General features: G+C 69.1%; 11 protein-coding genes. 7 read left to right on the top strand and 4 right to left on the bottom strand.

The genetic code is table 11. From position 1 onward, the window contains the following. Window positions 1-3 precede the first annotated feature (3 nt). From ACLQ2O_RS02070 to ACLQ2O_RS02050, 5 genes are all read left to right on the top strand, one after another. On the top strand, window positions 4-687 hold the full coding sequence (locus tag ACLQ2O_RS02070; RefSeq protein WP_425826531.1) for a FadR/GntR family transcriptional regulator: 684 nt from the start codon (window positions 4-6) through the stop codon (window positions 685-687). Window positions 688-817: 130 nt separating this feature from the next. Then, window positions 818-1,984: a sialidase family protein gene (locus ACLQ2O_RS02065; protein ID WP_425826529.1), complete on the top strand. Its 1,167-nt coding sequence runs from the start codon at window positions 818-820 to the stop codon at window positions 1,982-1,984. Further along, window positions 1,981-3,204 carry a galactose oxidase gene (locus ACLQ2O_RS02060; RefSeq protein WP_425826526.1) on the top strand — a complete coding sequence of 408 codons (1,224 nt, stop codon included), beginning with the start codon at window positions 1,981-1,983 and terminating at the stop codon, window positions 3,202-3,204. The genes ACLQ2O_RS02065 and ACLQ2O_RS02060 overlap by 4 nt, the downstream gene beginning before the upstream one ends. A 21-nt stretch (window positions 3,205-3,225) precedes the next feature. Next, window positions 3,226-3,750: an AAA family ATPase gene (locus ACLQ2O_RS02055; RefSeq protein ID WP_425826524.1), complete on the top strand. Its 525-nt coding sequence runs from the start codon at window positions 3,226-3,228 to the stop codon at window positions 3,748-3,750. A gap of 388 nt (window positions 3,751-4,138) precedes the next feature. Then, window positions 4,139-5,566, top strand: coding sequence for a DUF4041 domain-containing protein (locus ACLQ2O_RS02050; protein WP_425826522.1), 1,428 nt, complete (start codon window positions 4,139-4,141; stop codon window positions 5,564-5,566). On the opposite strand, the gene ACLQ2O_RS02045 is transcribed toward ACLQ2O_RS02050, so the two are convergent. Together ACLQ2O_RS02045 and ACLQ2O_RS02040 are read right to left on the bottom strand one after the other, a co-directional pair. Then, the gene (locus ACLQ2O_RS02045; RefSeq protein ID WP_425826520.1) at window positions 5,563-7,626 is read right to left on the bottom strand and encodes a YhgE/Pip family protein; all 2,064 of its coding nucleotides are present in this window, start codon (window positions 7,624-7,626) and stop codon (window positions 5,563-5,565) included. The genes ACLQ2O_RS02050 and ACLQ2O_RS02045 overlap by 4 nt on opposite strands. Then, window positions 7,623-8,315 carry a hypothetical protein gene (locus ACLQ2O_RS02040; protein WP_425826518.1) on the bottom strand — a complete coding sequence of 231 codons (693 nt, stop codon included), beginning with the start codon at window positions 8,313-8,315 and terminating at the stop codon, window positions 7,623-7,625. The genes ACLQ2O_RS02045 and ACLQ2O_RS02040 overlap by 4 nt, the downstream gene beginning before the upstream one ends. Window positions 8,316-8,378: 63 nt before the next feature. Here ACLQ2O_RS02040 and ACLQ2O_RS02035 point away from each other — a divergent pair, with 63 nt between their 5' ends. Beyond that, the gene (locus tag ACLQ2O_RS02035) at window positions 8,379-8,984 is read left to right on the top strand and encodes a TetR/AcrR family transcriptional regulator (RefSeq protein ID WP_425826516.1); all 606 of its coding nucleotides are present in this window, start codon (window positions 8,379-8,381) and stop codon (window positions 8,982-8,984) included. Here the strand turns inward: ACLQ2O_RS02035 and ACLQ2O_RS02030 are convergent. Beyond that, a complete protein-coding gene (locus tag ACLQ2O_RS02030) occupies window positions 8,971-10,497 on the bottom strand; it encodes a molybdopterin-dependent oxidoreductase (RefSeq protein WP_425826514.1) in 1,527 nt (508 codons plus the stop codon). The genes ACLQ2O_RS02035 and ACLQ2O_RS02030 overlap by 14 nt on opposite strands. Window positions 10,498-10,569: 72 nt before the next feature. Then, window positions 10,570-11,121, bottom strand: coding sequence for a MarR family winged helix-turn-helix transcriptional regulator (locus ACLQ2O_RS02025; RefSeq protein WP_425826512.1), 552 nt, complete (start codon window positions 11,119-11,121; stop codon window positions 10,570-10,572). 206 nt (window positions 11,122-11,327) lie between these two features. Here ACLQ2O_RS02025 and ACLQ2O_RS02020 point away from each other — a divergent pair, with 206 nt between their 5' ends. After that, a complete protein-coding gene (locus tag ACLQ2O_RS02020) occupies window positions 11,328-12,146 on the top strand; it encodes a hypothetical protein (protein ID WP_425826510.1) in 819 nt (272 codons plus the stop codon). Window positions 12,147-12,154 lie beyond the last annotated feature (8 nt).

Raw genomic sequence — 12,154 nt, 5'->3', positions numbered from 1 at the left:
ATCGTGAGCAGGAGCCCGATCTACCGCGAGGCCCAGGTCAAGCTGCGCGACTTCATCAAGTCCCGCGACCTCGGCCCCGGCGACCGGCTTCCTGCCGAGGCCGTGCTCGCCGCCGAGCTGGGCGTCAGCCGTCTTTCGTTGCGTGAGGCAACAAGAAGCCTGCAGACGCTGGGCGTGATCGAGGCCCAGCACGGCAACGGCCTGTTCGTCTCGGCGTTCTCGTTCCGCCCGCTGATCGAGCAACTGCCGTACGGCCTGGCGACGACCGGCATGGCGCTGGAGGAGATCCTCACCGCCCGCGAGGCGATGGAGGTCGGCCTGATGCCGGCGGTCGCCCGCCGCCCCGACAGCGAAGAGCTCGCCGAGTGCACCCGCCTGGCCGGAAAGATGGCCGAGCTGGAAGCCGCCGGCGAGGAAACCATCGAGATCGACCGGGCCTTCCACCTCACCCTCTACAAGGGCCTGCAGAACCCGCTGGTGAACAACCTGATCGAGGTCTTCTGGGAGATCTTCGTCCGCCTCGGCGACGCCATCCCCGCCCCCAAGGAAGCCGGCCGCGCCGCGGTCCACCTCCGCATCGTGGAGGCCCTCCAGTCCGGCGAACCCCTGGAAGCCGTCCAACGCATGCAAGACCACTTCAACGACGTCAGAGTCAGAGCAGCCATCCTCCGAGAAACCACCCCCTGACCCGCCCCGCCTGAACTCACTTTCACTCTTTTCCGGCCGCCGCGGCCTCAGCCCCCGCGGCCTGCCCGGCCGCATCGCCACCCACCCCAGCCGAGAGATCAGATATCAGACCTACGTGAGGACCCCGCCCATGTACCTCTCCCGTAAAGTCCTGCACCTCGCACTCGCTCTCACCTTGGCCACCACCCTGACCGCCGGTGCCACACCGGACGACAAAGGCAGGTGCCAAGAGTCCGTCCCCTTCAAGTCCGGCGTCGGCGGCTACGCGTCGTACCGGATCCCCGCCGTCGTGCAGGCCAAAAACACCCTGCTCGCCTTCGCCGAAGGCCGCCGCGGCGGCTCGTCCGACACCGGCGACATCGACATCGTCCTGCGCCACTCCACCGACGGCGGCTGCACCTGGGGACCCCAGCAGGTAGTCACCGACCAGAGCACCAGCACCATCGGCAACCCAGCCCCCGTCGTCGACCCGAAGACCGGCGACGTCGTCCTGTTCAGCGTCCGCAACGGCCCGGTCAGCGAGGCCCAGATCCTCCGCGGCGAAGCGAGCCCCGAGGACACCCGACGAGTCTTCCTCCAGCGCAGCACCGACAACGGCCGCACCTTCACCCCGCCCACCGAAATCACCGCGACCACCAAGCAAGCCAACTGGCGCTGGTACGCAACCACCCCCGGCCACGCGATCGCCCTCCGCTCAGGCCGCCTGCTCGTCCCCGCCAACCACTCCATCGCCCCGCCGGCCGGCTCGCCCGACACCGGCGCCGAGGCCAAGTACTACGGCGGCCACAGCCTGTACTCCGACGACGGCGGCCGCACCTGGCAGATCGGGTACGTCGACGACAACCCCGACGGCTACGTCAACGTCAACGAGTCGACGGCAGCCCAGCTCCCCGACGGCCGCGTCTACTTCAACACCCGCGAGCACAACGGCACCGCCCCCGGCACCCGCGCCGACGCCTACTCGTCCGACGGCGGCAAGACCCTCGACAAGCCGTTCCGCCCCCAGGCCACGCTGATCGGCCCGGTCGTCCAGGCCAGCGTCCTCGCCGTCGGCAACACTCTCCTGTACTCCGGCCCCGCCGACCCCGCGTCCCGCGCCGCGTTGACGATCCGCGTCAGCAAGGACCAAGGCGTCACCTGGCAGCCGGCCCTCGCGATCTCCGGCCTCCCGGCGGCGTACTCGGACCTGGTCGCGATCGACCGCGGCGCCGTCGGCCTGCTCTACGAAACCGGCGACTTCAGCGCCAACGAAACCATCACCTTCCGCCGCCTCTCCCTGAAGGACCTGGACCGATGAGTGCTCCGACGAACGCCCAGCGCCCCGCCCGCCGCAGCCTGCTCGCGGGTGGTGTCGCCGCCGCAGCATCCGCGCCTCTCCTCGCCGCGCCCTCCGCCGCGCACGCATCCACCTCAGCGCCCGCCGGGCCGCTCGGCACCTGGACCCGCCTCCCGGACCTCCCACCCAACCGCGTCGACTGGCACCCGGCCATCCCCGTCGCCAAGCCCTACTGGACCCAACTCGGCCTGGCCGGCCCGATCGCCGGCTCCCACCGCGGCCGTCTCCTCGTCGGCGGTGGCGCCAACTTCCCCGAACCGGCGCTCACCTCCAACCGCCCCACCACGCTCGGCAAGGTCTACTGGAACGAGCTCTTCACCCTGAGCCCCGGCGCCACCCGCTGGTCCGACCCGATCCAGCTCCCCGACGCCATCGCCTACTCCGCCTGCCTGAGCACCCCGTACGGCGTATTGGTGATCGGCGGCGAAGGCTACCGAGGCGGCCCCAACGCCACGCTCCTCAAACCGGCCGACAAGTTCCCGGACGTCTTCCTCCTGCAGCGCGACGGCACCCGCCGAGACCTCCCGCCGTTGCCCCGCCCGATGTCGTACGCCGTAGCCGGCCTGGTCGGCACCACCGTCTACGTTGCCGAGGGCCCCGATTTCCTCAGCCTCGACCTCGGCAACCTCCGCCGCGGCTGGAAGGCCCTACCGCCCTGGCCCGGCCCACCGCGCACGGTCGCCGTGGGCACCGCAGCCCAGGGTAACTTCTACCTGATCAGCGGCCGCTCCCAAGCCGAGGACAAGTCCTGGACCTTCCACAAGGACGCCTACTCGTACGACCCAAGACGCTCCCGCTGGACCCGCCTCCCCGACCTCCCCTTCTGCGTGACGGCGGGCCTGGCCCACCCCACCCGCAAGGGCCTCCTGGTCCTGGGCGGCGACAAGGACATCGCCCGCTGGAACAAGATCCAGCACCACACAGCCCTCCGCGACGCGGCTCCCGCGGGTTCCCCCACCTGGACCGAGCACCAGAACGTCATCACCTGGATCTACGACCACCACACCGGCTTCAACACCGAGCTCCTCCAGTACGCCGGCAACCGCTGGACGGTCACCTCCCACTTCCCGGGCGCATCCCAGGTCACCACCCCCGCCGTCCCCCACCACAACGGCCTGGCCCTGATCACCGGCGAGATCCGCCCCGGCATCCGCACCCGCACCGGCTGGCACCTCACTTGAGCCGCAGGGTAGGACGGTGATGTGCCCCACCCAACTGTCATCACCTTCACCGGCCTACCCGCCACCGGCAAGTCCACCGCCGCCGACCGCCTGGCCCGCGACCTGTCCACCCCCGCGTTCTCCGGCGACTGGCTCCTGGGAGCCCTCAAACCCCACGGCGTACTGACAGGCCTGGACCGCCCCACCCTGCTCGCCATGTACTACGACCTGCTCACGACGCTGATCACCCGTCAGCTCATGCTCGGCCAGTCCGCCATCGTCGACTGCCTCATCAACGACGAGATCGCCACCCGCTGGCAGTCCCTGGCCACCGAGCACGACGCCCACTTCCTGGCCGTCGAGTGCATCCTCCCCGACGAACCAGAACACCGCCGCCGCCTGGCCACCAGAGCCCGAGCCATCCCCGGCTGGCACGAGGTCCCCTGGTCCCACGTGGCCCGCATGCGCGCCGAGTACCCACCACTGACAGTCCCGCACCTGCCCCTCAACGCCCTGAACCCAATCGAGGACAACCTTGCCCTCGTCCACCAAGCTCTCACCGACTGAACCCGGCGATCTGTCCTTCAGCTAGGTCAGAGGATCGCCTGCTCGACCACCGTGTCGTGAGTACTGTCCGTAGACGTCGATCGTTCGAAAGGCGCACTCGGAGCCTAGCTCTTGGCTACACAGAGTGTTACCGTCCCCAGCGGGGGACGCCGTGCTCAGACGGCGTCTGGGAGGGGACATCGCCATGCGACATGGCAGAGAACAGCAAGGAATGGACGGCTTTGCCGTTCCTTCAGATCCGCAGTGGGCTGCGAGTTGGCGCTACAACTCGCCGCCGAACTGGCCGCCACCGCCGTCAGCGGATTGGATCCCGCCGGTCGGTTGGCGTTCGGATCCGGCCTGGGGACCGCCACCGCCGAACTGGACCTTCTGGCTGCCGCGCGTACCGGTGTACCCGCCTCCTGCCGAGCAGCACACACCGGCGGCGGTTGAGCCCGTCGCCACGACGGCGATCACCGACAAGGACGCGGACCTGTCGATCGGTCTGTTCGGCGCTCGCGGCAAGGCCAAGGAGTTCGCAGCCGAGATCCAGCGGCTAACGGCGAAGAACGACGAGTTGCGGGCCCAGCTGGACAAGCTCGGTGCGCTGACCTTGGTCGAGATCGAGGAGCGGAAGACCGCACTCGGGCAGGAGATCGAGCAGTTGCAGGCCGCCCAGCGCACCGATCATGAAGCCCAGCAAGCCCGCCAGACGGCCGTTCTCGCAGCTCTAGCCGCCGACGAGGCAGCCTTCAGGGATCGCCTCACCGCTCTGCGCGATGAAGTGGTCGTCACCGAGGACACCCTGATCCTCCAAGAGGTGGGCGTCTACCAGTACACCCATCCGCTGGACGACTCGGTGGCCTACAAGGCAGAGCTGGCGAGGCTGCAGGACAAGATCAAGGCGATGGTGCGCAAGGACGGCGGCGCGGTGTCCGGGTCGCAGGTGATGACGATGAACGGCTCGCGCACGCAGGGCGCCAAGATGGTGCGGGAGTTCTCCAAGCTCCTGCTCCGGGCCTACAACAACGAGGCCGACAACCTGGTACGAGGTCTGCGGCCCTACAAGCTGAGTACCTCCAAGGACCGGCTGGAGAAGGCCAAGGCCACGATCGAGAAGCTCGGTCAGTCGATGGACATCGCGATCGGGTACGAGTACCACCGCCTACGGTTGCAGGAGATGGAGCTGACCGCGGACTTCCTCGAGAAGCTCGCGGCGGAGAAGGAGCGCGACAAGGAGGAGAAGCAGCGCCTCCGCGAGGAGCGGCAGGCGCAGCAGGAGTTCCAGCGGCAGCGCGAGAAGCTGGAGCGGGAGCGCGCGCATTACACGAACGCACTCGCTGCCCTCGAGGCCAAAGGCGACACGGAGGCGGTGGAACGGCTGCGGGCCGAGATGGGCGAGATCGAGAAGGCCATCGAGGACGTGGACTACCGGGCCGCCAACATCCGGGCCGGCTACGTGTACGTCATCTCGAATCTCGGGGCTTTCGGCGAACAAATGGTGAAGGTAGGAATGACCCGTCGGCTGGAGCCCATGGACCGGATCCGCGAGCTGTCGGACGCGTCCGTGCCGTTCAACTTCGACGTGCACGCCATCCACTTCTCGAACGACGCGGTGGGAGTCGAGGCGGAGATGCACCGACGGCTCGCGGACAAGCGAGTCAACCGGGTGAACCTGCGGCGAGAGTTCTTCTACGCGACGCCCTCCGAGGTCCGGTCCCTGCTGTCGGCCGTGGCCGGAGACCTGCTGGAGTTCACCGAATCGGCCGAGGCCTTCGAGTATCACCAGTCGGTCAACGAGTCCGGCAATGCTCCGCTGGCCGGAGAGCTCGTCTAGAGGGCGATCTCCGGCTGGAGTTTCTTGGCGACCCAGACGCGTTGTTTGCGGGCAGCCAGGGTGGAGGCGAGGAGGGCTGCGACGAGCCAGGCGGCGAGGACGGCGAGGTCCTTGCCGAGGGAGGCGCCTGGGCCGCCGTACATCAAGTGCCTGACGCCGTCGATGGCGTAGGACATCGGGAGGACGTGGTGGAAGACGTAGAGCGGCGCGGGGATCGTCTGCCAGGGGAAGGTGCCGCCGGCGCTGACGAGTTGGATGACCATCAGGACCAGGCCGAGGAACTTGCCGATGGCACCGAACCAGGCGGACAGGGCGTGCAGGATCGCCACGAAGGTGATGGAGGTCAGCATCAGGAAGGCGACTGTGAGCCACGGGTGGGTGGCGTCGATGCCGAGGCCGAGGATCACCACCGTGAAGACCAGGGCGGCCTGGATCGCGCCGAAGAGGGCGGGTGGGAGCCAGCCGCCGAGGGCGACGCGGAGCGGGGACTGCAGGGCGGCCAGGCCGCGGGGGGACAGCGGACGGACCAGTAGGAACAGCACGTACGCACCGATCCAGCACGACAGGCTGAGGAAGAACGGCGCGAGGCCGGCGCCGTAGCTGTCGGCGGTCGCCTGGGAGGTGTTCTTCAGGCCGACGGGCGCGCCGAGCGTTTCGGCGACGGCCTTGCGGGCCTCAGGTGACGGGTCCGGGATCTGCTTCGCGCCGTTGGTGAGGGCGGTGTTCAGCTGGGTCGCGCCGGTCTTCAGCTTGCTGACACCGGTCGCCAGGCCGTTCACGCCGGTCAGCAACTGGCCCTGTCCGGTGACGGCCTGCTGCTCGCCGGTCGCGAGCTGCGCGGCGCCGGTCTGCAACTGGCCGACGCCCGTCTTCAACGAGGTCGCGCCGGTCTTCAGCTTCGTTGCGCCCGAGGCCGCGCTGCTGATGCCGGACGTCAGAGCAGGAGTCGCCGACGACAGCGCCGCGGCGCCGTTCGAGACCTGCCGAGCGCCCGTGGCCAGCTGATTGAGCTGCTTCGAGGTCGACTGGATCTTGGTGTTCGCCGTGACGACCGGAGTCCGCAGCTTGGCGGTCTCGGCCAGCACCTGGTTGATCTGCGCCTGCGTGAACCCCTGCTGCTTCAGCCGCTGGGCCAGCCCGGCGTCGACCGTGGTCAGGTCCTTCAGCAGCGTGCTCGACGCCGTCGCCACCTGCCGGCCGACGTCCGCGATCTTCTCGTTGCCATCGGCAACTTGATCCGCGCCGGTCGCCAACTGCTTGGTCTGCGCCGGCAGGCCGGCGGTCTTCGTCTTCAACGTCCCGAGCCCAGTGCTCAACTGCCCAGCACCAGTCGCCAACTCCCCAGCGCCCTTCCCCGCCGTCCCCAGCCCCGTCGACAGCTTGTTCGCCCCCGCCGACAACTGCTTCTGCGCCGTGTTCAGCTTCCCCGCACCACTCTGCAGCTGTACGACGCCGGTGTTCGCGGACGTCAGCCCACTCTGCAGCTGCCCGGCGCCGGTCGCCGCCTGACTGATCTGCCCGTGGATCGTGCTGAACCCGGCCAGGAGCTTCGAGGCCGCCGTCTCGCTGACCTGTGCCGCAACGGTTTTGGTCACCTGCGCGACGACCTGGTTAGCGATCGTGTGCGCGAGGTAGTTGTTCGCGTCGTTCGTGGTCAGCTCGAGCATCGCCTGCCGCGGCGTGAACTCCGCGCTCGACGCGAGATCCGCCGAGAACGTCTTCGGCAGCACCAGCGCGAACTCGTACCGCCCGTCCGACACCCCCGCCGTCGCGTCCGCCCGGTCGACCCGGTGCCAGTCGAAGCTCTTCGAGCTCACCAGCTCGTCGGCGACCTGCGGCCCGACCGCGAGCTTCTCACCGGTCGACAGCGTCGTGCCCTCGTCCTCGACGACGACCGCGGTCGGCACCTTGCCGAGCCGCCCGTACGGGTCGTGGTTGGCGTACAGGTACAACCCGCCGTACAGCATCGGCACGCACAGCAGCGCCACCACCGCGAGCTTCGGCAACCGCCCCGCGGTCAGCCGCCGCAGTTCGCTCAGGGCCATCCGTACGGCGGTCATGCCTTGTCCTCGCCTTCCACAGTCGTTTCGTCTGGCGCGACCTTCAGCGGCTCGACCTTCACCGGATCCGGCTGGTTCACCGCGCCCATCTGCGCAGCCGGTACGCCGAGCAGCCGCGCCGACGCGTCCGCGCAGGTCACCATCACCGCGTACCCGCGCGAGGCCAGCTCGCGCCCCACGTCGTACCAGCGGTGCGGATCCCCGCCGAACCGATCAGGCATCGTCAGGATCACCACCGCGACCTCGGGCCGCGCGACCGTCAGCTCCGCCAGCAGCCGAGTCCGTACGTCGACCGGCAGGTGCTCGAACCGCTTGTCCGCATGCTCCGCGGCCTCGTGCGACTCCAGCCAGGCCTGGACGGCCTTGCCGCCGGCCTTCCGCCCCGCGATCGCCAGCTCCTCGCCGACCACCGACTTCACCGGCAGCGCGTCGTCCGGCTCGGTGATGCCGGGCGCATCCACAACGGCCACGCGCCGCCGCAGTACGGCGAGGTCGCCCTTGCCGTCGAGCTTCACCTCGCCGCCGTCGGGCACGAGCCGCCCGGACAGTGCGAGCGACGCCGCGACGTGGCCGGGCCCGGGGTAGCCGGTCAGCAGGACCAGCTCGTGGTCGCTGACGTCGACCGACGTCGCGTCCAGCAGTGGCGCGTGCGGACCGCGCACGCTGATCGCGTAAGCCCTGAGCTGCATGCCTGACCCCGTCCCAAACTCAATACGGTTGTGTATCCAATACAGAACTGTATCCTACTGATCATGGAAGCCCCGAAGCGCCGCCGCTCAGCCACCCGGGCCCGCCTGCTCGAAGGCGCCCTGGAGGTGTTCGCCGAGCGCGGTTTCCACGGCGCCTCGGTCGAGGACATCTGCGAGCGCGCCGGGTTCACCCGCGGCGCCTTCTACTCGAACTTCGGCTCCAAGGACGAGCTGGTCCTCGCGCTGTTCGAGGCGATGACGGATCGCCTGCTCGAGCAGATCACCGCGCTGCTCCCGGAGTTGGCGAACCAGCCCGGCACCCTGCTGGACGCCGTGCTGGGCCTGCTCCACGACGCCGCGCCGGATCAGCGGCAGTGGCACCTGATCTCCACGGAGTTCACTCTGCACGCGCTGCGCAGTCCGGAGGCCGCCGACGCGCTGATCCGGCAGCGCACGGTCTTCCGTCAACGTCTCACCGAGCTCGTCGAGGAGATAATCCGGACCAGCGAGCTACGGCTGAGCGTGCCCGCCGATCAGTTCGTCCGCCTGGTGATCGCCGTGCACGAGGGCGCTCGCGCCCAGAGCCTGCTCGAGCCGGACGCCGTACCGGCCGGGTCGCTCGAGCACACCTTCCTGCCGATGGTGCTGGACGCGGTCAGCCGACCTTGACGTCGACGCTGTGCAGTCCGGTCGAGCCGTTCGGCGCGGGCGGGGCCTGGCTCTCGACCTGAGGGTTGCCCTTGGCATCGATCGCGCGGACCTGCAGGACGTGGTTGCCGCGGGGCGCGTCCCAGCTCCAGTGCCACTGCCGCCAGGTGTCGGTCGACGGGTCCGCGGCCAGCGTCGCCTCCTGCCACGCACCGCCGTCCACGCGGACCTCGACCTTCGAGACGCCGACGTGCTGGTCCCACGCGACCCCGGCGACGGTGACCTGACCGGTCGACGCCTTCGACCGCGGGACGTCGATCCGCGACGACAGCTTGATCGGCCCGAGCTCGTCCCAGCCGCGCGGCGTCCAGTACGCCTCGAACCGGTCGAACCGGCTCACCTCGATGTCGGTCAGCCACTTGGTCGCCGACACGTACCCGTACAGACCCGGTACGACGATCCGCACCGGGAACCCGTGCTCCAGCGGCAGCGGCTGGCCGTTCATCGCGAACGCGAGCATCGACTCCCGGTCGTCGGTGAGCGTGCTGATCGGCGTACCGGCGGTGAACCCGTCCTTCGACGTCGACAGGATCGCGTCCGCGTCCTTGGACGGGCCCGCCTCGGCGAGCAGGTCCTTCAGCAGTACGCCGGACCACAGCGCGTTGCCGATCAGGTCGCCGCCGACCTCGTTGCTCACGCAGGTCAGCGTCACCCACTTGTGCACGACCTTGCGCTTCAGCAGGTCGGCGAAGCTCAGCTCGAGCTCGCGGTCGACCAGGCCGTGGATCTTCAGCCGCCAGTCCGCGGGCATGATCAGCGGCACCGACAGGGCCGTGTCGATCCGGTAGAAGTCCTCGTTCGGTGTCACCCACGGCCCGGCGCCAGGAGCCTGTACGCCGGCCGGCGGGTCGAGGCTCGGCGGCGTCGGCACGTCCAGCCCCGCGCGCGCCTCGCTGACCGCGGCCCGGTGCCCGCCGGCAACCTTGCCCAGGGCACCGACCGCGACGGTGCCCAGGGCAACGCCTCCGGCGAGCTGGAGGAACCCGCGGCGGCTGACGCCGTCGTCGTTGTGGAGCTCGCTCAGGCGCTTGGAGAAGAGTCTCAGCAGCAGAAGCGCGGCGATCCCGGCGACCATCGACGGCACGAAGCCGGTCTGGCCGGAGTCGGGCCGGGTCGCGGCGGCGATGACGGCGATGCCGGCCAGGACGATCACGACGGCGGCGCCCGCGGCGTACCGGCGTACGGCGAGAATGCCGCCGAGGGCGGCCAGGGCGAGCAGCACGATCAGGATGCCGGCCTGGAGCGCGGTCTTGTCGTGGGTCCCGAACAGGTTGATCGCCAGGTCCTTGAGCCACGGCGGTACCCGGTCGATGAACGCCGAGCCGATCGCGACCACGGGAGTCTGGCGGGTGCCGAGCAGGGCGGCCGCGACACTACCGGCGGCGAGACCTGCGAGAGCGGCGAGGATGCCGCCGAGGGCGGCGCGGAAGATCAAACCCCGGCGCTTGCGGGCGTTGACCTGGGTCTGCTGCACAGGTCAACTGTCCCGCTCGGTGGCGCCCGGCACCAGCCGGGCGCCACATCCGTTAGGAGCGGGTAATGCGGGTCAGATGCGGTTGGGGCTGACCGGCGGAAGGCCGGGTCGGCCGTTGGGCCAGCGACGGGCGTTGTCCCGCACCCGCCGGAGCCGACCGAGAACGAGCTCGCGCTCGTCGGCCAGCTGGGACATCCACAGGCTGTCGATCTCCAGGAGGTGGTCGGGCAGCGCTTCGCGCAGCCGTCGCTTTCCTTCCTCCGTGAGAACCGCGAACGAACCGCGGGCATCGTCGGGACAGGGCTCCCGACGTACCAGACCGAGGTTCTCGGCGCGGTCGACCAGCCGGGTGATGCCGCCGGTGGTGACGGTCAACTCCCGGGCGAGTGAGGTGAGACGCTGCTTCTCCCCGTGGCTACGGGCAAGCCGCAGCAACAGTTCGAACATTGCCATTTGCAGACCACTGCGCTTCAGGGAATGGCGCATCAGATGATCGAGTTCGGCTGCTGCTTCACGCAGCAGGCCGTACGCGGTGATCACGTCGCTGTCCCAGGGTTCGGCGACGGGAGTGGGTTCTGCATCGGCGAGCGCTAGGGGCGAGCTAAGCGTAGGCGCGATGGTCATGCGCGGACTCTATTAGCTGACTAGGTCACTTCGCTACACGGGGTGACCTTTCGGCTACAGGTCGAGACACGATCGAAGGAAATCTGAGCGTGACCACGGCTGTCGTACGCCGTAACTTGCCCCGCCTGTGGATAACTTCCGCGGCGGTTCCCCGATCTTTGCCAGCCTAGAACCACCAGCTCCACCACGCCGACCGGGGGTCCCAGATGACGGACAAGCACGAAGACTCGCCCTACACCCGCGGCTTCCTCGCCGCCGCCATCGTCATCGGCGCAGTCCTCATCTGCGGCACCGTCCTGCTCTTCACCGGCAACTCCGGCACGCCGACCTCCGACGACAACCCGGCCGGGACGTCCGCCGAGCGCAGCGCGGCCGGCACCACCTCAGCCGACGACAAATCTGCTCCTCGAACTTCTCCTGCTGTTCCGGCCGCAGCGGCCTCAACCCCCGCGACCTCACCGGCCGCATCACCGACAACCTCAGCCACAGGCACCTGCGACCTCCCCGCCAAAGACCAAACCATTCCCACCAAAGCCCCGAAAGCAGACGGATGGGAAGTAAGCCGCCGAGTAGTAGTCCCCCGCTCAACCACCTACGGCCCGGCAACCACCGACAGCGACGGCTTCAGAAGATGCTTCGCCCACTCACCCACGGGCGCCGTCTACGCCGCCTACAACGCGATCGCCGCCCTCGGCGACCAGCACCAAGCCATCCCCACCACCAGAAAGCTCATGCTCCCCGGCCCAGACACCACCGCCCTCCTCAACAAACTCAAAACCGAGGACCCGTCAGAGAACGGCCCAGCAGCCCAACTGGCCGGCTTCAGAATCCTCGACGCCATCCAGGACCGCGTCACCGTCGTACTGGCCCTCCCTGTCGAAGAGGAGTACATGAGCGCCAACCTCACCCTCGTCTGGCACCGCGACGACTGGCGAGTGGTCCCACCGAAACCGGGCGACCAGTTCGGCGCCCCGTTCTCCCAGCACCGTGACCTCGACGACTTCGTGACCTGGCAGGGACTCTGATGTGCGGC

It is taken from the genome of Kribbella sp. DT2 (assembly GCF_049844575.1).
Classification (GTDB): Bacteria; Actinomycetota; Actinomycetes; order Propionibacteriales; family Kribbellaceae; genus Kribbella.
The sequence above is the reverse complement of the archived record's forward strand: the minus strand, read 5'-3'. Positions and strand labels throughout refer to the sequence as shown.